This window comes from Bacillus cereus (genome assembly GCF_025917685.1).
GTDB classification, from domain to species: Bacteria; Bacillota; Bacilli; order Bacillales; family Bacillaceae_G; genus Bacillus_A; species Bacillus_A cereus_AT.
In genome coordinates this window covers 2,666,210-2,690,136 of record NZ_CP089518.1, presented here as the reverse complement: position 1 = coordinate 2,690,136, position 23,927 = coordinate 2,666,210, and the positions used below count along the sequence as shown (strand labels likewise).

Here is a 23,927-nt window from a genome sequence, read left to right as displayed (position 1 = left end):
GATTGTGTATGTTTAATGATTTGGAGAGTAAATTACAGTCCCTTTTAGAGCGAAATATTACGTCTGTTTCAGAATTAGAGAGTTGGCTTTTGGAGGAACTGCGTTTAAACGCTGAAGTAGAAGAGGGGATAACAAGTAGTTTAATCGCCATGTATAGAGATACAAATGATAGAAATATACGTGATTTATATACGTATAACCAAAATACAATTCAGCCACTTTTAAAAAGATACAATGCAAAATTTGACCAGAAATTTAGAGAGTGTCAGCTTTCCAACTTATTAGATGAGCAGAAATATGGATTTATGAAAAAAGCAAGATTTGTGAAGAGTAAAATGTTTAATGAAAAGAACATTTCCCTTTCCGTTAAAGAGCAAGAGCTAATTACGGAGTATAGAGAAATAATGTCTAACATATCTATTAATTGGAAAGGTGAGCAAAAGACGTATGCATACGTAAAAGCAAAGCTAGATACCCCCGATAGAGCAATTCGAGAAAAAGCTTGGTATGCTTTATGCGAAGCAAGAAGTGTAGTGAAAATAGAAATAGATTGTATTATGAATGAACTCGTACAATTGCGGAATGAGATAGCTTTAAATGTTGGATTTAATAATTATAGTGAATATGCTTTCAAACAAAAAAATAGAGATTATAGTATTGAAGAGTGTTATAAGCTTCATGAATCTATAGAAAAGTATGTAGTACCGATTTGGGAACAGTTAGGGAGCTTTTCTAAAAAGACTCTTGGTGTAAAAACATATCGCCCTTGGGACCTTACTCCTTGTAATTTACCAAAAACACCATTTCAAAATGCCATTGAGTTATTGAATGGGGTGGAAGAAATGTTTCAGAAGACGGATTTATATTTTTATGAGGAATTTACTCATATAAGGAAAGCTGGATTAATTGACGTAGAAGAACGGAAAAATAAAGCACCAGGAGCTGCTTGTTTTACCTTGCCTCATAGTAAAGAGGTTTTTGTGTATTCTAATTTTAGTCCATCATTTTATGCAATTAATGCACTAATACATGAGGTGGGACATGCATTTCATTTTTATAAACAATTTAACAATGATAGTAGTATGCAGGAAAGATATCTTCGTGAAGAGGTGGCTGAGCTTTATTCCCTGGGTCTTGAGTTACTAGTAATGGAGAAGCTGAATATTTTTTATAAGCAAGCGGATGAATATAAAGAAGTGCAGCGAGTACAATTATATCGCGCTTTGTCTTTGTTAATGTCGTCAGTTGCAGGAGATGTATTCCAGCACTGGATCTATACAAACCCAAACCATACATCAGAAGAGCGTGATAAGAAATATATTGAACTATGTAAAAGGTATCAATATTCATCAGTCGATATTGCAGGATTAGAGAATGAAATCGGTGCAAGTTGGTTAGAGTCATTTCACTATGTTCAGTTTCCTTTTTATCAAATTGAATACGCAATTGCACAAATAGGAGCAATGCAATTATTTCAAATTTATCGAGAGGATCCAGAAAAAGCGATTACTTTCTATAAAGAGGGAGCGAGATCAGATTGGAACTTACCTATACAGGAAATATATAGGAAAACAGGTGTTACATTTGATTTTTCGGAAGCAAGGATAGAAAGTACTACAAGGGTTATTTGGGATCTGCTTAGCGAATTAAAATAAGGATAGCATTAGCTATCCTTATAACTGTTTATTCGTAGATTTTCTCTTGTTTATATAAAAGGTAATGATAGCCGTAATGATGAAAATAGGTATGGCATACGCTTGCCCAACAAACAACTTCCAGCCAACATTATTATAGCCTTGAGATGCTGGAGTGATAATAGAGATTATGCAAACAATAATATAGAGTAATAGTGCAGGGAATATATTTTTCATTTATTCACCTCCTTTTCATAAAATTATCACATGTATATTTACATAATACATTATAGATTGAGATAAGTTATATGTTTTTCTAATATTTATGTAAATAAAAGGGTTGTTTTAAAGTGGAATAGAATAGGTGTATGTAGAATAATATTGGGGTGTTATATATAATGAACAATATACTAAATCGAATAAAGAAAGATGTAAATATGCATTTATTGAATGGGCTATGGCCTGGTTTTAAGAGGGCTGCATTTGCATTATATAATGATGAGCATGTGTATGTATTCCATCATCCATTGGTTTTGAAAGATGATGGTGAGTATGCCATTTTAAAGTGGGATGAACAATTTAAAGGTGATACATTTATCTTATTCAAAGATTATCCGACTGCCATCGTGAATATGAATAGGTATAAGGATTATGAAAGTTTACTTGCGGTTGTGGTGCATGAACTTTTTCATTGCTATCAATATTTAAATAAAGAAAGTAGATTTCCAAATGAGTCTCTAGGATTTCAATATGCTATAACAGAAGAAAATATAGAATTGCGAAATAAAGAACGAATTTGTTTATATGATGCTGTTCATTGTAAGTCACAAGCTGAGAAAAATAATTATATTAAGCAATTTATTGAACTAAGAGAGCAAAGAGCAAGTTTTATGAAAGAAGAGTTTATAACTTATGAGTGTATGGTTGAAAGCATAGAGGGGCCTGCTTGGTATGTTGAAATGAATGCTTACAATGCAGTATATAAAAATGATAAAAGTGAAACATTACGAAAATATAGCGGATTTATTTTAGATGCATATGAAGCTAATTGTAACATTAGAAAGAGCTGCTATAGCTCAGGAATGCTTTTATGTTTATTATTAGATGAAATCCATCCTGAATGGAAAACATGCTTCTTTAATAGTGATAAATCGTTATATGCTTGTTTAAAACAAAATAAAAATGTTGTTTTAAGTTTAAATAATGAAATTGCAATAAGTAAGGAAACGAAGCAAATCCTTCATTTTGTTCAAAACGAAAGAGAAGAGGATTTTAAACAATTTTATAAGGAAAAAGGATATCACCTGTATATTGTAGGGGATATAAAATTAAACATGTTTAATCCAATGAATGTAAAATTAAAAGGAAATAAAGCATTACATAAAACCTTTTTAAGTGTTTGTATACATAATAAAACATATATGATAAATCAACCTGTTTTAGCATCTTTTGAAGAAGATTTTAAAAATATGAATCAAATTCATATCATTATGATTGAAAAACCGCTAGAAAAAAATAATAGTTGGAACTTAGAGGGGATTGGAGATATAGAAGCTGAGTATGAAGAAGTAGAGAGTTCTATATTTTTATATTTAAAAAGTTAGAAGTGAGGTAAGAAATAACGATGAAAAGGTTATGCATAATTCCATGCGGAAAAAAGAAAATTTGGGATAAGTATCTAGATTACGGACCGCTGGAGGCAAAAGATGTATATATTAGCCCATTCGGAAAAGCATGTCAGGCGTATGCAACTGAGTTTTTCGAGAATTGGGTTATATTATCAGCAAAGCATGGATTTTTAAGACCAAATGATATTGTACAAGAAAACTATGATCTCGCGTTTGATTCAAAGAGCGATGAGATTATTAGTATAGAACAATTACAAAAACAGATGATTGATAAATACTTAATTCATTTTGATGAAATTGTTTTGCTTGCAGGAAAAAAGCATAAGAAAGTTGTAACAAGATTATATCCAGAAGAAATCATTACATATCCATTAGAAGGGTGTAAAGGAATTGGATATATGTTGCAGAAATTGAAGGGGGCTGTGGAAGGGCATCAGGAAATATAGGCATGAATTAGTACTTGATTCAAATTATATCACATTTATACATTTAAATTAGACTATTAAACAAGCCGTTTTATACTTTCAATCATAGGATATGATGAATTCTATTTTATATTAGGGGGAATCATATTCATGTGTAATAATTGTGGTTGTAGACGTAGAGATTGTAATAGATTTTGGGATGATTTAATGTTTTGTAGATGTAGACGCAGAGATTTTGATGATTGTGGTTGTAGACGTAAACGTGACTGTGATTGTGATGATTGCCGTCGCAATCGTAAACGTGACGACGATGATGACAAATGCCGTAAGTGGTAATTTTCTTTGAAAGAGTACTTTGAAGTAAAGTACTCTTTTTTTGTATGAACCTTTTAAATTCCATTTTGAACGGATTTTTTTTCTATTTCCCATGAATCTTGCTTTTTAATTTTTAAAGATACATGGCTACCGTTAGCTTCTTTATAAAAGATATATCCGTGATTCGATTTTACGTAAGTTGAAGGTTCACCTATGCAATCTTGAGAACAAGATGTGTTAATAATTTCGATTAATGATAATTCACTCGGATCAGTTTTACTAGCATCTATAAGTGTATCAAGGTTCGTTTTGCGAAAGCCTTGTAAGTTTACATGGAAATTCTTTTCTATTTCTCCAGTAACGCTAGTATTCATTACTTCCACTGAATTTTTCTTTTCTAAAAGAAAACCATTTCCATAAAGGGATTTTGTATATCCAAGCCACGCGATTAAAAATAGTATAAAAAATACACCAACTGTTCTAATTTTTCGAAGCCGTTTACTTACGATTGATTCTGAATATTTCATTCAGCCTAATCCTCCAATGTTTTTATTTTAAAGTATGCTTGGGTACATATATTTAGAAGGAGATGAAAGTTAGCGGGTTACTGATTCAAAAAAAGAAAGCATCTGAAGTTAGGTGCTTTCTTTTGAATACTGTCCTCTATCTGTTAGTTACGTGTTTCATTAGAGGTCTTATTTCTTTCACAGGTGGTTTTTTATCATAGGCATCAACGTAAGAAAAGTAATAATTTAAGTTTCTAAGAAGTCCTTTTCCTATTTTAGCGCTTAAGAAGGGGAATACTTGTCCAGTATAATCATCGAGAGATTTACAGTAGTATTTTTCGTCTAAATATATACTGTATTTACATGTTAGTTCTACTAATGAGTTTCCTTCATCATCAAATACTTCTTTAGAATCAATAATGTCTATTAATGCGAATTTTTCATTCAGATAAACTTTTTTCTTTTTCTCGTGCTTATTTGTGAGAATAAATACGAGACCAATTGCGTTAATCAAACTATTTCCTCCTATAAAAAACGGATATTAATAAAATATATCGATATACGTTAAATGTAAAGAGGAGTGGTGAAATATCATTGATAGAAAACTAAATAAGCCGATTTGTTTTTTTCAAATCGGCTTATTTTTATTGAAACACTTGCGGAAATTGTTTTACGATTGCGTCTGTTATCATGTCGGCCATTTCTAATGCTTCTTTTTCAATTTTATCGTATAGTTTTACACTGGCATCATAATCTTTATTTAGGAAGGCAAGTGCTTCTGCTTTCGTTAATGCTAAATGCTCATAAAACATTTTTCTAAATTCTTCTTTTTCTATATATGGGTTGATACTGGTTAGAAACTCAACAATTTCATCTCCATTAGCGTACCACTTCTTTTCTATAGCGGCTGCTGCGTTTTGATCACCAGCTTTGGCGGCTTTAACAAGATCGGCTGCAATTACTAAGTGGTCTTTAATTAATGCACTATATTTTTTTACTGCATTTTCACCGTAGAATGGTTCAAGTGAAAGCCCCATATGTGTTGCATTTTTTAGAAGACGTCCAACAGTAACGTTTACGTCTGGCAAGTTAAAGACGATGCCTATAATCGCTAATCGCGTCCAAGCGACGTGCTGTTCCCATAAAGAACGCATATATCCTTTTAAAAAGTTTTCGTTTTTACTAACTCGGTAATTTCGTACAAATGAATCAAAGTTTTCATTAGTAATATGATAAGGGGAGTAATACGATTGCCAATAAGTATACATAAATAGTTACACTCCTTTGAACATGTATATCTCACAATATGATAAACGTTATTTTTAAGTTACATGTCCAGGAGTTTTTTTGAGAGTTGGAAAAGGAGAAAGTTGAAGGGGAATAAAAACATACTTATGATATATATGAATCAAAAGAATTTTAAAATAATAGAGGTCCTGCAAGGGAAATTGCAGGACCTTAAAAAGGGCATTGCCGAGATGTCGGACTCGACTACGTAATATTAACATAAAATTTTTTCAAAATAACCTGGTAAATGTGTCCAAATGGAAAGAGGACTATTTAATAAAGTAAAAGGAATCTGCTTCCCGCGGCAAATTCCTTTTACTAGATAATGTTGATGAGCAAAAACTCATCTGGAGTAACTTCATAGTAACAAATGAAATTCACTTTGTGTATTGAGAAAAAAATCAATTGCTTGTATGAATGTAAAGGATTTATATTTTGCTTTTTGGAATTATAATCATTTGTGGAGAGCAGAATAGGGTTCTAAAATGGAGAAAAGACTTTTTAATCAGGTTACGATATATAAGTATAAAAAAGACCTGCTAATTTAAGCAGGTCAACATAAGGGGTTTATCCAACAGATTATTATATAGGATAACAACTGTATTATAGTAAGTCTATAAGTTTAATGTTGAGAAAATTTGTTTGAATGATATATATTTGGCACATGTATTAACGCCTAAAAAGTTGTGAAAGGAAATTAAATAGTTTTTTATAAGAAAATAAAGGCTGATACTTATAAAATGATTCATATTTCCACGCATCATTATTAGAGAATTGGAGTTGTTTATTTGACGCTTTAGGTTTGTTGGAATTATTGTAACGACGCTTCATAATTTAACCTCCTCAAATCCATATGTATACGATTAGTAGTATTCTAGGAAGGTAAATTAAATGAATATTTATTTTGAAATTCTTTCTTCTTGTGTACTAGATTTGTTTTTTTATGTTGGAAAACGTAGGAAGAAAATAGAACCCAAATACTTATAAAATTCAAAGTGGCGAGAATCAGTTTGATGATATAATGGGAATAGATGAAAGATAAAGAAAAGCAGGTGACTCTTTTTTGTTTACAAAAGCACAAGAACTTTTAGCGTCTTATTTCGGTTATTCGTCATTCCGAAGAGGACAAGATGAAACAATTAAAAATGTATTAGATGGGAAAGATACAGTTTGTATTATGCCAACGGGCGGCGGTAAGTCAATTTGTTATCAAATTCCCGCACTAGTATTCGAAGGAACGACATTAGTTATATCGCCTTTGATTTCACTTATGAAAGATCAAGTGGACACATTAATACAAAATGGTATTTCCGCTACATATATTAATAGTTCTATTTCTATTGCAGAAGCGAATCAACGAATTCAATTGGCGAAACAAGGACATTATAAGTTGCTTTATGTGGCGCCTGAGCGACTTGATTCTATGGAGTTTGTTGATCAACTTATCGATATGAAAATCCCGATGATTGCAATTGATGAGGCGCACTGTATTTCGCAGTGGGGACATGATTTCCGCCCGAGTTATTTACATATACATCGCATATTAGATTATCTTCCAGAAAAACCGCTCGTTTTAGCGTTAACAGCAACAGCAACACCACAAGTACGTGATGATATTTGCAATACGCTTGAAATTAATCAAGAAAATACAATTATGACAACGTTCGAGCGCGAGAACTTATCATTTTCAGTAATTAAAGGACAGGATCGTAATGCGTATTTAGCAGATTATATTCGTCAAAATCAGAAGGAATCTGGGATTATTTATGCAGCTACAAGAAAAGTAGTCGATCAGTTATATGAAGATTTAGGGAAAGCGGGAGTTTCGGTATCGAAATATCATGCTGGTATGAGCGATCACGATCGAAATGAACAACAAGAACTCTTTTTACGAGATGAAATTAGTGTTATGGTAGCGACATCAGCGTTTGGAATGGGGATTGATAAATCGAATATTCGTTACGTTATTCATTATCAACTTCCAAAAAATATGGAAAGTTACTATCAAGAAGCAGGACGTGCTGGTCGTGACGGATTAGATAGTGAATGTATTTTGTTATATTCTTCTCAAGATGTGCAAGTACAACGCTTTTTAATCGATCAATCAACTGGAGAATCACGTTTTTCAAACGAACTTGAAAAATTGCAAAATATGACCGATTACTGTCATACAGAACAATGTTTACAATCATTTATTTTGCAATACTTCGGAGAAGAGCCGAAGGAAGATTGTGGTCGCTGTGGTAATTGTACGGACGATCGTGAGAGTATCGATGTAACGAGAGAATCACAAATGGTTTTATCATGTATGATTAGAACGAACCAACGATTTGGAAAACAAATGATTGCACAAGTATTAACTGGATCGAAAAATAAAAAAGTTATTGAATTTAATTTTCATACTTTACCAACTTACGGACTTTTATCCAATCGTAGTGTGAAAGAAGTCAGTGAGTTTATTGAGTTTTTAATTTCAGACGAGTTGATCGCAGTTGAACATGGTACATATCCGACATTAAAAGTAACGGAAAAAGGTAAAGAAGTGCTACTTGGTAAAGAGAACGTTTTACGTAAAGAACGAGTAGAAACACGACAAATTGTTCAAGACCATCCTTTATTTGAAGTGCTTCGTGAAGTGCGTAAAGAAATTGCACAAGGAGAAGGCGTACCTCCGTTCGTTATTTTCTCTGATCAAACATTAAAAGATATGTGTGCGAAAATGCCGCAAAGTGACTCTGAACTTCTAACTGTAAAAGGAATTGGAGAGCACAAACTTGTGAAGTACGGCTCTCACTTCTTGCAAGCAGTACAGCACTTTATTGAGGAAAACCCGAACTATGCTGAAACAATTAAGACAGAAGTTGTTTCAGAACGTAAAAAGTCAGGGAAAGCTTCAGCAAATTCTCATTTAGAAACATATGAAATGTATAAACAGGGTATTGATTTAAATGAGGTTGCAAAGGAACGGGGGTTATCGAGACAAACGATTGAAAACCATTTAATCCGTTGCTTTGAAGATGGTATGCAAGTAGACTGGAACAGCTTTGTTCCAGCAGAGTATGAAGCTCTAATTGAAACTGCCGTACAAAATGCAGAAGGCGGTTTGAAATCTATTAAAGAACAGCTTCCAGATGAAGTGAGTTACTTTATGATTCGTGCTTATTTACAAATAAGAAAGTAGAGACATATAAAGGGGATAGGGATATATGCATCACGTTTTTGTGTATGGCACGTTAAGAAAAGAGCAAACGAATGCTCATTATATGCAAGGTGCAACATGCATCGCAGAGGAAGCATGGACGTATGGTAAATTATTTGATACTAATGAAGGGTATCCGGCAATGATTTGTTCAAACGGGGAAAAGGTATATGGGGAAGTTTACGAAGTAGATGATGAGGTTTTGCAAAAGTTAGATGAACTCGAAGAATATACAGGTAATGCAGAGACTGATTTATATGACCGGATAACGCAAACAGTATATTTTGCTGATAAAGAAATACATGCATATGTGTATGTTGCTCAGGATAAAGAGATGTTGAAGAAGATTATTGATTTTGGTGATTGGATGGAGTATCAAAGAGAGAAATAAAAAATACTTATAGTTATGAGTAATATAAAACCTGGGTAGTGAACGCTTTGTAAAATGTTCATTATTCGGGTCTTATTTGTTTTTTAGTGTCAAGGTTACTTTTTGTCCTGATCCTGTATTAGTTCATTAATAGGGCAAGAGGACTTACGAACTAAACAGTGAATATATTTAAATAAAAGTTTTGACTAAAGGAAGGTGATGACAAATGGAAAGTTTAACAATACCTGAATTTTTCTTTTTATTAAGTATAGATGATGATAAAGGAACGATACAAACTCCTTATCAATCTAATATAGAAATATTAATAATGATAAATATTTTGTTAGAACTATATCTTCAAAAATTTATTTACATAGACCATGAATTTAATATACGGAGAACTGATAAGACATCAAATATTTCTTATTTGCAACAAATTTTAGATGCAACAGAGCATTTAGGAGATAAGCATGGTATAAAAGTATGGTTAATGATGATTTGCAGTAAACAACAATTAACTCACAAACTGTATAATTCAGTACTGGAGTGTATACAGCATAAAAAGCAAATAAAGATAATCGAAAAGCGTGTATTAGGTATATCTTTTCAAAAAAAATATAATTGTCTTCAAACGAAAGACCAAGTTTTCACTTTTTTAAGACGAAGATCTTTGGAAGGTGAGAGACAATATTTATCTGTGTTAACACTTTTTCTCGTTATGGATTTGAACGGAATGTTAAAAAGTAAAATATTTCAAAGTAATTATGAGTATTTGATGCAATTAGAAGAATATAACGAGCAGCTGCAGGATGTTACAATTTTGCGCAAAGTAATAAGACATGTTAAAGAGGCATTACCTAATCTTTTAATAAGAAAGCACGTTCCATTTTCGAGTATTTAAGTTTAGTTATTTAACATACTTTATAGATATTATCATGTAATAGAGAAGTTGCAAGGAGTTCGGTTGTAATATTCAGTATATTTTGATATTATATTAAATGTAGTTGAAAGGGAATATTTTACTATTTTGAAATGGTAGTGTTAAGTGAAAGGGGATTATTATGGGTATCAGAAATTTAGTTTCTAACCTGTAGAAGAAAAAACTATTACAGGAGGAGAATAATAATGAACGAATTAAATGTGAAGGAATTTTACAAAAAACAATTTGAACTGTCGAATTATGATGTAAATACAGAAAGCTGGATAGAGCAGGTTGCTAAAGAGGTGCAAGAACAAGTTGGATATCCGTTTCAAACGATGTTGGAACTTGGTGCGGGGAATGGTGGATTTGCACGAGCGATGTCTAAGTTACATGTGAGAATGACAACTGTTGAACTTGTATCAGAGCTGGTTTCCTTTGCAAAAGAACATTCTAGTAGTGATATTGCCATTCATTGTGGAGATTTTTATCAAATTAACTTTGAGGAAAAATTTGATGTGGTTAGTTATTTAGATGGATTTGGTGTAGGAACAAATGATGAGCAATTGTTTCTACTAAAACGGATTAAAGATTGGATGAAGGAAGATGGATGTGCACTTATTGATATTTATCAACCTTTGTATTGGAAAAAGATAAGTGGACAAGAAATGCCATTAAGTTCAGCTATGAGAAAATATGAATATGATAGTATAAATGAAAGAATGTTAGATCATTGGTGGAACCCTAATCAGCCTAATGAGATTGTAACACAGTCTTTACGTTGTTATACAGTTGAAGAGATTAGTGATTTATGTACTAAAGCAGGTTTAAGTATTGTAGGATTCTTCCCAGGGGGAGCATTTGATTTTGAGCAATGGAAATATAAAGAACTAGCAAGTTTAACTGAATGTTTGTCATATCGAATTAAAGTAAAGAAGAGTAGAGATTAATCTCTACTCTTTTATATTTTAGAAAATTCTTACTCAAACTATTGACTTTATGAATGGATTTTTTATACAATTGTATCTCGACTGAAAAAATTAGAACGGACAGGAGGGAATCATCAAATGAGTAATATATTTGAAGAAGAATTACAGAAAATGAAAGATATTTTATGCACGATGGATGAGCAATTAGAGCAACTTGAAAAAATCCCAGTTTATTATGGAGAAGATTTTAAAGAGCAAATTCTTGAAAGTATGAGGGAGTCTAATAGACAAAACTTACGTATCGGTGTGCAAGAGCCGTACTTTGGAAGATTAGACTTCCAGGAGGATGGAAAAGAAGATGTTATGCCGATTTACATCGGTAAAGTAGGGGTTTCAGATAAAGATACGATGAAACCGATGGTCATTGATTGGCGAGCGCCTGTCGCTAGTATGTTTTATTCATTTACCGGTGGTGAAGAATTAGCATTTTATCATTCACCAGACGGATTAGTAGAAGGCGATGTTTATTTAAAACGAAACATTTCCATTCGAAAGAGAGAATTAGAACGTGTTGTTGATACATATGTAAAAGGAAATGAAGATGTCTCGCATACTGATGATTTTCTTCTATATCGATTAGGTGAGAATAAAGATAATAAATTAAAAGATATCGTTTCGACTATACAATCGGAGCAAAATGATATTATTCGTGCGGAAAGAAACTTACCATTATTAATTCAAGGGGTTGCAGGGAGCGGAAAGACAACGATCGCTTTACATCGCCTTGCTTTTTTAATTTATGAATACCGTGAACAACTAGAAGCGGAGAGAATGATCGTATTCGCTCCAAACAGTTTGTTCTTAGACTATATTTCGAGTGTACTTCCGGAATTAGGTGTAGGAAATATTAGTCAAACAACGTTTCCAGATTGGGCGTTGCGTCTGTTAGAGGGTTCGGTGAAACTGAAGAAGACAGAAGAAAAATTGAAAGAAGCTTTTTCAATTAATCGCGATGAAAAAAAGGTTATGCTAGGTAAATTGAAAGGCACGTTGGAATTTAAGTCGTTTATTGAAGAAAGAATGATTCAATTTGAAAAAGATTTAGTGCCAACAAAAGATTTTGAGGCATGGGATAAAGCTGTTATTCCAGTGGAAGACGTTAAAAAATGGATGCAGGTTGAATATAAACACTATCCATTAAAGAAAAGAAGAGAACGTTTAGTCGGCCGTATGAAGCGCTGGATTGAAATTGAGCTTAAAAAGTTTGGAGAAACAAACGAGAAAAAATTACTAAAAAAAGAAGCGACAAAGAGATTGAACACATATATGAATTTTTGGCCGAAAATGAGCCCGCTTTCACTATATAATTCAATAATAAAGAGTAAAGAAATACTCGAAGTATTACCTGAAGAACTTGTTCAAGAAACAGAAAAGAATTGTAGTAAAAAAGAAGTGTATGTAGAAGACTTACCAGCTTTAATTTACATACATCATCGCATAACAGGAATTGAAATTGGACAAAAGTTCCATCACGTCGTTATTGATGAAGCGCAAGATTTTTCACCATTCCAAGTGTATGTGTTAAAAGAAATTACACTAGGTAATTCTTTCACCATATTAGGTGATTTATCTCAAGCGATTTATGATTATCAAGGAATTGGAGACTGGGGTGCTTTTAAGGAAGTATTCCAAGAAACAGGTTATTATGAACTGACGAGAAGTTATCGTTCTACAAAAGAAATTATTGAATTCGCGAATGAAATAATTAAAAATGCAGAGATTCCAGTGGGACTGGCAACACCAGTTTTCCGTAGCGGTGAAGACGTGAAGGTGATCCATGCAGAAGATCAATTCACTGAAATTATGAAGACGTTAAAGCATTTACAAAATGAAGATGTGAAAACAATTGCGGTAATTGGAAGAACAGATGATGAATGCCGTGATATATATGAAAAATTAACAAATGCAGGGTTGACAGTCAATGTTATTGAAGCAGATCAAAGTAAATATGAAGGTGGTATTTCGGTAGTACCTGTATACTTGGCGAAAGGATTAGAATTTGATGCAGTACTTCTAATCGATGTTGATGAAGAACATTACAAAAATACAAAACACGATGCGAAGTTATTGTATGTCGGATGTACAAGATCGCTTCATGATTTATGGATTTTCTATAGTGGGGAAGTATCACCTTTAATTAAGAGATAAAAATATATAATAAATTCAAGAGGCTTTTCTAGTAATGTACAGAAGACCTCTTGTTTTTCTATATAATGATACGGGGGAGAAAATAACTATGATAACAAAAGTAATAACAAAAAGAAATTGGGAAATCGCAAAAACAACTGGAGAAATTAATGAAGAATCACTTATAGAAGAGGGATTTATTCATTGTTCATTATTTGAACAAGCTTTAAAGGTTGCTCAAAAACATTTCAATCATGAAAAAGATGTTTTATTACTTACAATAGATCCATCTCTTGTAAAAGCAGAAATAAAATATGAACTTGCTTCAAACGGTCAAGAATACCCGCATGTATATGGAGTAATCAATGTTGAGGCGATTGTAGAGGTTGTCCCATTTTCTAAAGAAAAAGGAGAGTTTATATTACCAGAGATACAAAGTTAAGCGTGTTATAGATATTTAAGTTGGCTAGAAAAGCACAAATCATGTAGTTTGTGCTTTTAATTATGTATTTTTTTGGTAAATAATTATTGTTTTTGTCACAATAATACTGTATGATACATAGTATAAAACATATACTGTATGACATATAGTAATGGAAATGAGGTGAATACATGGATGCTTTATTAAATTCGTTAATTACTGAGCTAAGAAGAGGGACATTGACATTAGCGGTTTTAAGTCAACTAAGAATGCCGCAGTATGGATATTCACTTGTTCAATTGTTAGAAAAATCAGGCATTATAATAGATCAAAGTACTTTATATCCACTACTTCGCCGTTTAGAAAAGCAAGAGCTAGTGACGAGTAGTTGGGATAAAACAGAGAGTAGACCTCGTAAATATTATGTTTTAAGTGAATATGGATTAGAGATATTCTTGCAGTTGAAAAAGGAATGGATAAAGGATTCGAAGGAACTTTATAACTTATTAAAGGAGGAGGACGAGAATGAGAATGAGTTTAGTTGATATCTACATCCAGGAAGTTGCGAGGAGATTACCTGAAAAAAATCGTGAAGATATTACACTTGAACTACGGTCAACAATAGAGGATATGTTACCTGACGATTATAATGAGGAAGATGTGAAGAGCGTACTCGAAAAATTAGGAAGTCCAGTTTCATTGGCTAATGGGTATTTGGAAAGACCGATGCATTTAATTGGACCACGTTATTTTGATGTATATACGACGTTATTAAAAATGATTATACCAATTGCAGCTGTTATTGCACTCATTTCAATGGTTGCAGAAAATTTTATAGGCTATAGTGGTGATCAAGCAGTATTAAATGTTATTTTAAAATTGATAGGTAAAGGCATTGGGGAAATTGTCGAAGTAGGCCTCCATGTATTTTTCTGGTTGACACTTGTATTTGCTGTTATAGAAAGAACTGATAAAGAAAAGGATCCACACCCATTAACAACAAGTTTTAAAAAATGGACTCCTGATGATTTAAAAAATATTTCGTATGTTCCAAAGAAAAAGTCGATCTCAAAGTTTGAAGTTTTTGGAGGTTTGATGTGGACAGCGGTTTGGGCTACACTTTACTTTTATGCGAATCATCTTGTTGGCGTATACCATGGCACGGAAAATGGATTGAAGTTTGTCGCGCCGACGTTTAATCAAGAGGTTTTACTTCAATATTGGCCAATCGTTGTGATTATGATTGTGTTTGAAATAGGTATATCTCTTTATAAGTTAGTGCAGGGACAATGGACAAAAAAGTTGGCAATTGGGAATGCTATTCTTCAACTAGCGGGAACAATAGCATTCATTGTAATTGTAGTAAATCCGCATTTATTTAACGAAGGATTTATTACGTATGTGGCAAATGTGTTTACTACTTCTCCAGAGGAATTTAAAAAGTGGTTAATTGGTGGAGGTATTCTTATTTATATAGTATCTGCTGCATTAAACATTTATGATGGCTTCCGAAAAGCTAGTGTTCGTGTAACGAATAGGAACGAATAGGTAGTAAAAAAAGATAACGTATATGAAAGGAAGAAAACTATGATAAGGGAAGCAACGGAAAAAGATGTAACATATATTTTAGATATTTATAATGATGCGATACTAAATACAACAGCTGTATATGCATATAAACCTGTAACCCTTGAAAATAGAATAGATTGGTATGAACAAAAAAAGGCTGATGGCTATCCGATTTTTGTATACGAACTAGATAATAAAGTAGTAGGATTTGCGACATTTGGTCCGTTTAGAGCTTGGCCTGCCTATAAATATTCAATTGAGCATTCTGTGTATGTTCATAAGGAATATAGAAAAAATGGAATTGGGTCTTCTTTAATGGAAGAATTAATCACAATTGCAAAAGAAAGAGAGTATATGACCTTAATTGCTGGAATTGATGCGGAAAATGAAAAAAGCATTGCAATGCATAAAAACTTCGGATTTGTTTATTCGGGAACAATAAAAAAGGCTGGTTATAAGTTCAATGGATGGCTAGATTTAGCTTTTTATCAATTGGAGCTTAACGGGCCTGGAAATCCTATCGAAGAATAGATATATTCGTTATGCGTAATAATTCATTTAAAAAGGTAGTGTGAAGACATTTCATACTATCTTTTTCTTATTGTATTCGTGAATATCATTTAACAAAAAAGGATTCTTATATTCTATATCGAATTTTGAGAAGATGATAAAACGATATAAAAAGAGGGATTAATATGCAGGCTGTCATTGGAAAAATAAAAGAAATACAAATTGGTCAAGTTGGAATACTTGTTTATTCAACAAAGAATGGAAATATAGTTGCTACCCATAACGATGAGCTATATGTTCCATTAGCATCAGCAGCAAAAGTTGCAATTGGATTTGCAGTAGCAAAGATGGTAAAGGATAAACTAATTAGTTGGAGTGATAAACTTCATCACATTAAGTATAATCCAAATGAAGATAGTGCGCAGTTATATCCTCACTTACAAGACAGAGCTACATTAACACTTAGTAAAGCTGTTGAAGTAATGGTAGCATGTCACGACAGCTATATCGCTCAGTCAATTGTTATGCACTGCGGAGGATGGGATACTATCAGAGAATATGTTTCAACGAACTTTTCCAAGATTCATATACAGGAAAACCCTAAAGATGAGAAAAATATTGGAGAATTAAAACAAGTTCTTTCGCTTTTATTACATATTTTCCAAGGATATAAATCCGCACCAGAATTATGGGAACCAATTATAAGTGGAATGGTAAGACAACAAGGTGATTATGAAAGTATACCTTATTATCATCTAGCACATATGACCGGTGGATTACCCACGGCTACAATAAATATTGGTATAATAGGAATGTTTCATGAATTTCCGTTTCTTTATGTAATTGGAGGTAAAGATTTACCTAATCGATTTAATAATAAAATGGTAGATGAAACAATTACAGAAGCTTTGAAGTGTTTGTACAAAGAATATAAAAAAGTATCGCGGGGTGAATGATTGAAAAGAAACTTAAAAACTTCAACGATTATCATTTTAATTGTAACAATTATTGCTTTGGAAGTTGGCATCGCGTTATATGATCGTACATTGTCATTAGATACTATTTACTTTGCAGCGATTCTCATTTGTATTGTATTGCTTTTTGGTACACGTATTTCTGAAGTGAAAGAAAGTACATCGAAACAGAGACGAAGAAAAACAGCTCTTATATTTTGGCCATCTATTTTATTATTAATCGCTAGTTTTGCCGTTATAAGTTATGTGAGAACTGGTTATGTCTCTGTACCAGGGATAATTGGGTTTTCTTGCTTTATTATATATGGTGGATTTGTATTCATTAGTATATTAAAGAGAAGAAATAGAAATTAATTATAGCTTACTAAGTTGAAAGGAAGAAATATATGAAACGCATAGAGAATGGTACTCGCACTGAAGGAGAATACATAAAAAATAAAGTAATTCAATATAACATGTCTATTTTAACAGATGAAGTAAAGCAACCGATGGAACAAGTAAGCTTCGTAGTGAAAGATGAAGATGGAAAAATCTTTGGCGGGGTAACAGGAACGATGTATTTTTATCATCTTCATATCGATTTTTTATGGGTTGATGAATCTGTTCGTCATGATGGTTATGGTAGTCAATTGTTACATAAAATAGAAGAAATTGCGATGGAAAAAGGATGTAGACTCATTTTACTAGATTCATTTAGTTTCCAAGCACCAGATTTTTATAAAAAGCACGGATACCGAGAATATGGTGTTGTTGAAGATCATCCTAAAGGGCATAGTCAACACTTTTTAGAAAAGAGAGTATAATAATATTATGTATACTAGTTGAGGGGAGAAAAAATGTACACGTATAAATTACAACATGAACAACCAATCTGTGTAGAAAAAATAAAGAAACTTTACGATTCTGTAGGCTGGTGGCCAGAAAGAAAAGAAGTCGATATTGAAAAGATGTTAAAGAATTGCATAGCAATTGGAGTATGGGAAGAAAATGAATTAATTGGATTTGCTAGAGTCGTTTCAGATGGTGTTTTTCGAGCGTACATAGAAGATGTTGTCGTACATGAGAGTGTAAGAAATAAAGGTATTGGAGAGAATATGCTTACAATGTTATTGAAAGAGTTATCTCATATTGATATTGTTAGTCTATTTTGCGGAGAGAAACTAATAAAGTTTTATGGTGAACAGCAATTTCAAGCGACGAAGCAAATAGTAATGCATCGTAATCAAATAGTGAAAGAATAAGAGGTGCCAGAAGAATGAATGCAACGAGAGAGTATTGTTTATCGAAAAGAAAAGCGACAGAAGATTCTCCAGATGGCTGGAGTGCAACATGTATGAGGCTCAATAATAAAATATTTGCGATAGTAAACCATGAAGAAGGTGAAAAAGCTGCAATTACATTAAAATGTGATCCAGAACTCGCATTAAGAATAAGAGAAGATTACCCAGAAACAATAATTCCTGGATATCATATGAACAAAAAGCATTGGAATACAGTGTACATACATAAAGATGTAGGACAAGAACAAATTAATAAGATGATAGATTGGTCATATGATTTAGTATTGCAATCGTTTTCAAAGAAAAAGCAACAAGAGTTATTGGATTAAATACAAAGTGAAGCTGACTATAAATAGCTAGTAAAATGATTATATTTTACTAGCTATTTATAGTTTTACATTATATATTAGGGGATTTTGAAATGAATACGAAACGAAATAGATTACTATATGCAATGTTTACTATAGTTGTTATTATTTTAGGTCTTAGTTCAAGAAAGTTTGCTTTTGTGTTACCAGATTTGTTAAATGAGTACTTAGGTGATGCTTTATGGGCATTAATGATTTTTACTGGATTCGGATTTTTGTTTCCTAAAATAGAAACGAAGAAATTAGCTTCTATTAGTTTGATATTTTGTTACGGGATTGAAATTAGCCAATTGTACCATGCGGAATGGATTGATAGCATTCGCGCAACGACTTTAGGTGGACTCGTATTAGGTTACGGATTTTTATGGAGTGATTTAGTGGCTTACACAATTGGTGTTGGAGTAGGAATGCTTTGCGAGTTTATGTTACGGAAAAAATAAGAGATTTAAAAAAGGGTGATTTGTATATGGAGCATGCACTGGAAATTGCAAAGTTTTGGTTTCAAGATAAAGATGTCACAGCTACTGAAATACAACCTAACGTAACGAAGATTCATTGTAATAAAAAAGCGTATATTTTAAAGGAAAAGGGATCGATAAAACAGTTTTTAGTTGAACTAAATGTATTAGAACAGCTTCATGAAAAAGGAGTTAAAGTACAAAAATTAGTAAAAACGAGAAATGATGAAAGGTACGTATTTTATAAAGAGAAGAATTATTGTTTGTACGAATATGTTACCGGAAGTGTACTAGAAATAAAAGATACAGAAAAGCTAAAAGTGCTAGGAAGCAAAATTGGAGAGGAAATAGCTAATTTACATCACGAACTAAATTCAGTGAATAGTGCTAACGAGTTAATAAAAAGAGAGTTATATAAAGTGGTATACGAATGGGCTTTACCGAATTTAGTAAAGAATAAGCATGTTCATCGGAATGTAATTCAAAAAATGGGTCAAATACATACAGCTTTCAAGGAAACGGTTCACTCATTACCGAAACAAATTATTCATCGCGATATGCACTTATCAAATGTAATATTTAAAGAAAGTGATTTTCAAGGGTTTATCGACTTTGAGCTTCTAGAAGAAAACGTTAGAGTATTCGATTTATGCTATTGCTGTACAAGTATTTTAAGTGAGATATTTAGTGATGAAACATTAAGAGGGAAATGGTTACAAATTGTAAGTGAAATTTTTAAAGGATATTATAAGCAAAACATTTTAACGAGAGAAGAGCTACAATCAATTTGGTATGTAATGCTTTCAATTCAAGTTATATTTATTACTTATTTTGTTCAGTTAAAAGATTTACTAAAGTTAAATGAAGAGATGTTTTTATGGATTTTTGCTAATAAGGAAGAAATTGAGGAATCTATAGAAAGAATCGTACTCATATGAAAAAAATTATATTAATTGGTTCTGGTGGTTCAGGAAAATCTACATTAGCAAGGCAGTTAGGTAATAAACTAAATATTAAGGTGCATCATCTTGATGCTTTATTTTGGAAACCGAATTGGGAAGGTGTTCCGAGGGAGGAACAAAGAACAGTTCAAAATGACTTAATTAAAGAAGAAAAGTGGATTATTGATGGGAATTATGGCGGGACAATGGACATAAGAATTAACGCAGCTGATACAATTATCTTTCTTGATATACATAGAACAATATGTATTTATCGTGCTTTTAAAAGAATTGTGCACTATCGGAATAAAACAAGACCGGATATGGGCACTGGATGTGAAGAAAGATTTGACTTACAATTTTTTAAATGGATATGGGAATATCCTAAGTCGAAAAGACCTGCAATTTTCAAAAGACTAAATCAATTAAGTCAGGATAAAGAAATTATTATTTTAAAATCTCCAAAAGAAGTGCAGCGATTTTTAAAAGAAGTGCAGCAAGTATAAACTTATGCACTCAAAGAGTAAATTTTGTTCCATTTTAAAATGGAGGGGATAACATTGAATGAAATCATTCGCTCGATTGATTCTTATATGGTGAAAATTCCAGCAGGAGAAGTAACATTAAGAGATGATCGAATAAAAAAAGAATGGCAAGTTCAAATTAAGCCATATCTTCTGGCAAAATATGTTGTAACGATGGAAATATATTATGCTATTACAAATAGTGTATCAAATAATGATAAAGATAGTAATAAACCAATTGTAAATATTTCATGGAATGATGCAATTGCCTTTTGTAATTTACTTTCTAATAAAGCGGGATTAACAGAGTATTATTCCATTAGTGATGACGACCAAAAGGTTAGTTGTAATGTAGAGTCCAACGGTTACCGATTACCATCTGAGGCAGAGTGGCAATACGCATGTAAAGCTGGAATAACGGGATATACGTATGGGGAACTTCAGAAAATAGCATGGTATAATGAAAATTCAAGTGGACAAATTCATGACGTCGGTAAAAAAGAGCCGAATGCATGGGGACTTTATGATATGTTAGGGAACGTTTGGGAATGGTGCTATGATTTGTATGATGAAACAGTGTACGGGTCATACCGCATTTTTCGTGGTGGTAGTTGGGCTGAAGCAGCTAGAGGTTGCGGTGCCACTTGTCGCCGTCGTAGTCATCCTACATTTCATATAGATGATCTCGGTTTTAGGCTTGCTAGGTCAATTTAGCAGGAAAATGATACATATAACACCGTAAAGAGTATGGGACGTATCCATATTCTTTACAACATAGAAATTTTAAAATTTAAGGAGTGTTTTGAATGGCACGTGTTTTATTCATTAACGCTGGATCAGAAGGACATATAAATCCAACATTACATGTTGTAGAAGAACTGATTTCTCGCGGTGAAGAGGTAGTTTATTTTTCAATAGAGGCTTTCAGGGAGCGTATTGAGAAGACAGGTGCTACTGTACGAACGATTGATGATCAAAAATTTATACAAGCATTTCTTTCCGGTGGTCGAAATTATTTACAGGAAAGAATAAACGGCCTTCTACATACAACGGATGTTGTAATACCTAGTGTTTTAGAACAAATTGAAGGCGAACATTTTGATTATATTATTCATGATTCGATGTTTGGCTGTGGTCGCTTAATTGCTCAAATTCTTAATCTTCCAGCCATAAATTCATGCACATCTTTTGCACAAGATGAAAAATCATTTAAACAAATGTTAGACCATCTTTCTAAAAGTATCCCACTGGAAGTTCAGGATAGAATACATAATGATTTTGAAAACTTGACTAATGGAATTACAGAAAAATATGGAGTTGATATAAACTCACCGTATGAAGTTTTCTGTAATCCAGCTTCACTTACTATTGTGTATACAATTAAGGAGTTCCAACCTTTTGGGGATACATTTAATGAAACATTCAAATTTGTAGGTCCATCTATCTCTACACAAGTGAAAAATGAAGGTTTTGATTACACTTCAATTGAAGAAAAAAGCCTGATTTACATTTCATTAGGTACTGTTTTTAATGAAGCGCTTGATTTTTATAAACTTTGTATGAAGGCGTTCGAGAATAGTAAGCATACAATTGTTATGTCTATTGGCAACAAAACGGAAATAAGTAATTTAGGTAATATTCCTAAAAACTTCATTGTGAAAAACTATGTACCACAAACTGAACTTCTCAAATATACGAAACTATTTATTACACACGGCGGTATGAACAGTACGCATGAAGGGATATATAACGGGGTTCCACTCGTTGTAATTCCGCAAAGTGCAGATCAGCCAGTAATCGCAAAGCAAGTGGAGAGTCTCGGGGCAGGAGTTAAATTACAAATGCAAGGATTAACTGCGAATCAACTAAGTGAAAGTGTAGAAATAGTATTAAATAATCCGCCATGTAAAGAAGCTGCTTTGAATTTGAAGGAGTCTCTCCGAAAATCAGGTGGGTATAAGCAAGCAGTTGATGAAATTTTTAAATTTACAGGCCGTTATTAAAACTATACATGTGAAAGGGTGTCTATATTAAATGATATAGACACTTTTATGTTATATGAAGCGAGGAGTTGATGAAATGAAAGATGATGGGCTTTGATGCAAAAAAAGGAAGCTTGAGAATTAACTTTTCTGCTTATAAAAAAGACGACGTATTCAGCGTCGTCTTTTTGTATTAATCTAGAATATTCAACAAAGAGACTTTTAAACGAATAAGCTACAGAAAGGTTACTATACGAATACATAATGTAGAATCATATAGTAACCTTTCTATTATGATAACACTTTCGTCATAAGAATGTGCGCAATTCCATCTTCCATAAATACATCAGAAGAAGTTTGATAGCCTAATTTTTCATAAAACCCTTCAGCTTGTGTTTGACCGTGTAGTTTAACTTTGTTTGCTTCTTTGTTACGAGCAATATCTTCTAGTGCTTTGATTATTACTTTGCCTAATCCGTATTTGCGATAGTCTTTTAAAATACAAATTCGTTCTAGTTTACCCATTCCGTCAACGAATCGTATACGACCAGTTCCTACAGGAAGCTCGTTATAATAAACTAAAATATGTTTACATTTCTCACCGATTTCATCAAATTTATCGAATTCATCTTCAAGTGGGACACCTTGTTCTTTTACAAAAACTTCTTTTCGAATGTGAAAGGCAGTTTCTAAATCTGTAAGTTCTGTTATGAGTTTGGATTGCAAATTGTTCAGCCCTTTCTAGTGTGATATGAATGTGTTTTCATAGTATATCATACTGTAATGCTATAAAAGCAAAAAGAAAAAACTGACTTGCGAAAATCAGTTTTTAAAATGGTTAATATTCTTTTATACCGTTTTCTGTTCCGATGATCGCTTTGCTCGTCATATTGATAAATAATCCTGTTTCAACTACACCGGTAATCATTTTTAACTTTGTATGTGTTTCATTTGGATTCAGTATTTTGTTTGGAAAAATACTATCAATAATTAAATTGCCGTTATCAGTTATAAATGGTCTGCCATCTTTCATACGTAAACGTGTTTCGCATCCTAAATCTTGCATTCGTTTTTCAGTTTTCTTCCAAGAGAAGGGGATGATTTCAATAGGAAGTGGAAAGACACCTAAGTGTGAAACGAGTTTGGATTCATCTGCAATAATAATAAGTTCTTTAGAGGAAGAGGCAACAATTTTTTCACGAAGTAATGCACCACCGCCGCCTTTTATTAACTGTAAATTTGAATTAATTTCATCTGCTCCATCAATTGTGAGATCAAGTATATCAATTTCATTTAAAGAGATTAGCGGAATAGATAATTGTTTTGCTAATACTTCAGTTTCTTTTGATGTCGGTACAGCTTGAATAGATAACCCTTCTTGTACACGGTGACCTAACTTTTGTATCGTCCAATATACGGTTGAACCCGTACCAAGTCCAATCGTCATACCATCTCTTACAAAGCCAGCAGCATATTCGCCTGCAAGCTGTTTTAAATTCAT

At 32.6% G+C, this 23,927-nt stretch carries 30 protein-coding genes; 23 read left to right on the top strand and 7 right to left on the bottom strand.

The window, feature by feature from the left end; all coding sequences use genetic code 11:
- Positions 1-8: 8 nt before the first annotated feature.
- The gene (locus tag LUS72_RS13945) at positions 9-1,655 is read left to right on the top strand and encodes a M3 family oligoendopeptidase (protein ID WP_097829410.1); all 1,647 of its coding nucleotides are present in this window, start codon (positions 9-11) and stop codon (positions 1,653-1,655) included.
- Positions 1,656-1,673: 18 nt separating this feature from the next.
- On the opposite strand, the gene LUS72_RS13940 is transcribed toward LUS72_RS13945, so the two are convergent.
- Entirely contained in the window at positions 1,674-1,871 is a 198-nt protein-coding gene (locus tag LUS72_RS13940) for a DUF4017 family protein (RefSeq protein ID WP_097829409.1), read from the bottom strand.
- A 161-nt stretch (positions 1,872-2,032) separates the two neighbouring features.
- Between LUS72_RS13940 and LUS72_RS13935 the strand changes: the two genes are divergently transcribed.
- The 3 genes from LUS72_RS13935 to LUS72_RS13925 all read left to right on the top strand — a co-directional run bounded on the left by LUS72_RS13935 (position 2,033) and on the right by LUS72_RS13925 (position 4,023).
- Positions 2,033-3,238, top strand: a complete 1,206-nt coding sequence (locus LUS72_RS13935; protein ID WP_264446576.1) for a peptide ABC transporter permease — start codon at positions 2,033-2,035, stop codon at positions 3,236-3,238.
- A 20-nt stretch (positions 3,239-3,258) separates the two neighbouring features.
- A complete protein-coding gene (locus LUS72_RS13930) occupies positions 3,259-3,708 on the top strand; it encodes a DUF6884 domain-containing protein (protein ID WP_097829407.1) in 450 nt (149 codons plus the stop codon).
- A 129-nt stretch (positions 3,709-3,837) separates the two neighbouring features.
- Positions 3,838-4,023, top strand: coding sequence for a hypothetical protein (locus LUS72_RS13925; protein WP_097829406.1), 186 nt, complete (start codon positions 3,838-3,840; stop codon positions 4,021-4,023).
- 53 nt (positions 4,024-4,076) lie between these two features.
- On the opposite strand, the gene LUS72_RS13920 is transcribed toward LUS72_RS13925, so the two are convergent.
- From LUS72_RS13920 to LUS72_RS13905, 4 genes are all read right to left on the bottom strand, one after another.
- Positions 4,077-4,529, bottom strand: coding sequence for a hypothetical protein (locus tag LUS72_RS13920; RefSeq protein WP_097829405.1), 453 nt, complete (start codon positions 4,527-4,529; stop codon positions 4,077-4,079).
- A 136-nt stretch (positions 4,530-4,665) separates the two neighbouring features.
- Entirely contained in the window at positions 4,666-5,022 is a 357-nt protein-coding gene (locus tag LUS72_RS13915; RefSeq protein ID WP_023522187.1) for a hypothetical protein, read from the bottom strand.
- Positions 5,023-5,152: 130 nt separating this feature from the next.
- Positions 5,153-5,776, bottom strand: coding sequence for an acetylglutamate kinase (locus LUS72_RS13910; RefSeq protein ID WP_097829404.1), 624 nt, complete (start codon positions 5,774-5,776; stop codon positions 5,153-5,155).
- 688 nt (positions 5,777-6,464) lie between these two features.
- Positions 6,465-6,626 carry a hypothetical protein gene (locus LUS72_RS13905; RefSeq protein WP_097829403.1) on the bottom strand — a complete coding sequence of 54 codons (162 nt, stop codon included), beginning with the start codon at positions 6,624-6,626 and terminating at the stop codon, positions 6,465-6,467.
- 232 nt (positions 6,627-6,858) lie between these two features.
- Here LUS72_RS13905 and recQ point away from each other — a divergent pair, with 232 nt between their 5' ends.
- From recQ to LUS72_RS13810, 19 genes are all read left to right on the top strand, one after another.
- Positions 6,859-8,976 carry a DNA helicase RecQ gene (recQ, locus tag LUS72_RS13900; RefSeq protein WP_097829402.1) on the top strand — a complete coding sequence of 706 codons (2,118 nt, stop codon included), beginning with the start codon at positions 6,859-6,861 and terminating at the stop codon, positions 8,974-8,976.
- A gap of 25 nt (positions 8,977-9,001) precedes the next feature.
- On the top strand, positions 9,002-9,385 hold the full coding sequence (locus tag LUS72_RS13895) for a gamma-glutamylcyclotransferase family protein (RefSeq protein WP_097829401.1): 384 nt from the start codon (positions 9,002-9,004) through the stop codon (positions 9,383-9,385).
- Between the two features lie 205 nt (positions 9,386-9,590).
- Entirely contained in the window at positions 9,591-10,265 is a 675-nt protein-coding gene (locus tag LUS72_RS13890) for a hypothetical protein (RefSeq protein WP_098361718.1), read from the top strand.
- 224 nt (positions 10,266-10,489) lie between these two features.
- Entirely contained in the window at positions 10,490-11,233 is a 744-nt protein-coding gene (locus LUS72_RS13885; protein ID WP_097829400.1) for a class I SAM-dependent methyltransferase, read from the top strand.
- A 117-nt stretch (positions 11,234-11,350) separates the two neighbouring features.
- Positions 11,351-13,420 (top strand): HelD family protein, encoded by a 2,070-nt coding sequence (locus LUS72_RS13880; RefSeq protein WP_097829399.1) that lies wholly within the window; start codon positions 11,351-11,353, stop codon positions 13,418-13,420.
- Between the two features lie 88 nt (positions 13,421-13,508).
- Positions 13,509-13,841 (top strand): DUF952 domain-containing protein, encoded by a 333-nt coding sequence (locus tag LUS72_RS13875; protein ID WP_071772747.1) that lies wholly within the window; start codon positions 13,509-13,511, stop codon positions 13,839-13,841.
- 170 nt (positions 13,842-14,011) lie between these two features.
- Entirely contained in the window at positions 14,012-14,365 is a 354-nt protein-coding gene (locus LUS72_RS13870) for a PadR family transcriptional regulator (RefSeq protein ID WP_264446562.1), read from the top strand.
- Positions 14,352-15,368, top strand: coding sequence for an HAAS signaling domain-containing protein (locus tag LUS72_RS13865; RefSeq protein ID WP_097829502.1), 1,017 nt, complete (start codon positions 14,352-14,354; stop codon positions 15,366-15,368). Before LUS72_RS13870 ends, LUS72_RS13865 begins: the two co-directional genes overlap by 14 nt.
- A 39-nt stretch (positions 15,369-15,407) precedes the next feature.
- Positions 15,408-15,920 (top strand): GNAT family N-acetyltransferase, encoded by a 513-nt coding sequence (locus LUS72_RS13860; protein WP_097829397.1) that lies wholly within the window; start codon positions 15,408-15,410, stop codon positions 15,918-15,920.
- A 164-nt stretch (positions 15,921-16,084) separates the two neighbouring features.
- A complete protein-coding gene (locus tag LUS72_RS13855; RefSeq protein ID WP_264446558.1) occupies positions 16,085-16,855 on the top strand; it encodes a serine hydrolase in 771 nt (256 codons plus the stop codon).
- Positions 16,856-17,227: a hypothetical protein gene (locus tag LUS72_RS13850; protein WP_097829395.1), complete on the top strand. Its 372-nt coding sequence runs from the start codon at positions 16,856-16,858 to the stop codon at positions 17,225-17,227.
- Between the two features lie 32 nt (positions 17,228-17,259).
- Positions 17,260-17,676: a GNAT family N-acetyltransferase gene (locus tag LUS72_RS13845; RefSeq protein WP_097829394.1), complete on the top strand. Its 417-nt coding sequence runs from the start codon at positions 17,260-17,262 to the stop codon at positions 17,674-17,676.
- 33 nt (positions 17,677-17,709) lie between these two features.
- On the top strand, positions 17,710-18,114 hold the full coding sequence (locus LUS72_RS13840) for a GNAT family N-acetyltransferase (protein WP_097829393.1): 405 nt from the start codon (positions 17,710-17,712) through the stop codon (positions 18,112-18,114).
- Positions 18,115-18,128: 14 nt separating this feature from the next.
- Entirely contained in the window at positions 18,129-18,482 is a 354-nt protein-coding gene (locus tag LUS72_RS13835; RefSeq protein ID WP_070143336.1) for an MmcQ/YjbR family DNA-binding protein, read from the top strand.
- Positions 18,483-18,574: 92 nt separating this feature from the next.
- Positions 18,575-18,961 (top strand): ribosomal maturation YjgA family protein, encoded by a 387-nt coding sequence (locus LUS72_RS13830; RefSeq protein ID WP_097829391.1) that lies wholly within the window; start codon positions 18,575-18,577, stop codon positions 18,959-18,961.
- Positions 18,962-18,987: 26 nt separating this feature from the next.
- Entirely contained in the window at positions 18,988-19,917 is a 930-nt protein-coding gene (locus LUS72_RS13825; protein WP_097829501.1) for a phosphotransferase enzyme family protein, read from the top strand.
- The gene (locus LUS72_RS13820) at positions 19,914-20,426 is read left to right on the top strand and encodes a DNA topology modulation protein (RefSeq protein ID WP_097829390.1); all 513 of its coding nucleotides are present in this window, start codon (positions 19,914-19,916) and stop codon (positions 20,424-20,426) included. The genes LUS72_RS13825 and LUS72_RS13820 overlap by 4 nt, the downstream gene beginning before the upstream one ends.
- A gap of 54 nt (positions 20,427-20,480) precedes the next feature.
- Positions 20,481-21,158 (top strand): formylglycine-generating enzyme family protein, encoded by a 678-nt coding sequence (locus LUS72_RS13815; RefSeq protein WP_141533389.1) that lies wholly within the window; start codon positions 20,481-20,483, stop codon positions 21,156-21,158.
- A gap of 92 nt (positions 21,159-21,250) precedes the next feature.
- Positions 21,251-22,447, top strand: a complete 1,197-nt coding sequence (locus LUS72_RS13810) for a macrolide family glycosyltransferase (protein WP_097829389.1) — start codon at positions 21,251-21,253, stop codon at positions 22,445-22,447.
- Between the two features lie 270 nt (positions 22,448-22,717).
- On the opposite strand, the gene LUS72_RS13805 is transcribed toward LUS72_RS13810, so the two are convergent.
- Together LUS72_RS13805 and rpiA are read right to left on the bottom strand one after the other, a co-directional pair.
- Positions 22,718-23,152, bottom strand: a complete 435-nt coding sequence (locus LUS72_RS13805) for a GNAT family N-acetyltransferase (protein WP_097829388.1) — start codon at positions 23,150-23,152, stop codon at positions 22,718-22,720.
- A 112-nt stretch (positions 23,153-23,264) separates the two neighbouring features.
- Positions 23,265-23,927 carry a ribose 5-phosphate isomerase A gene (gene rpiA, locus LUS72_RS13800; protein ID WP_097829387.1) on the bottom strand — a complete coding sequence of 221 codons (663 nt, stop codon included), beginning with the start codon at positions 23,925-23,927 and terminating at the stop codon, positions 23,265-23,267.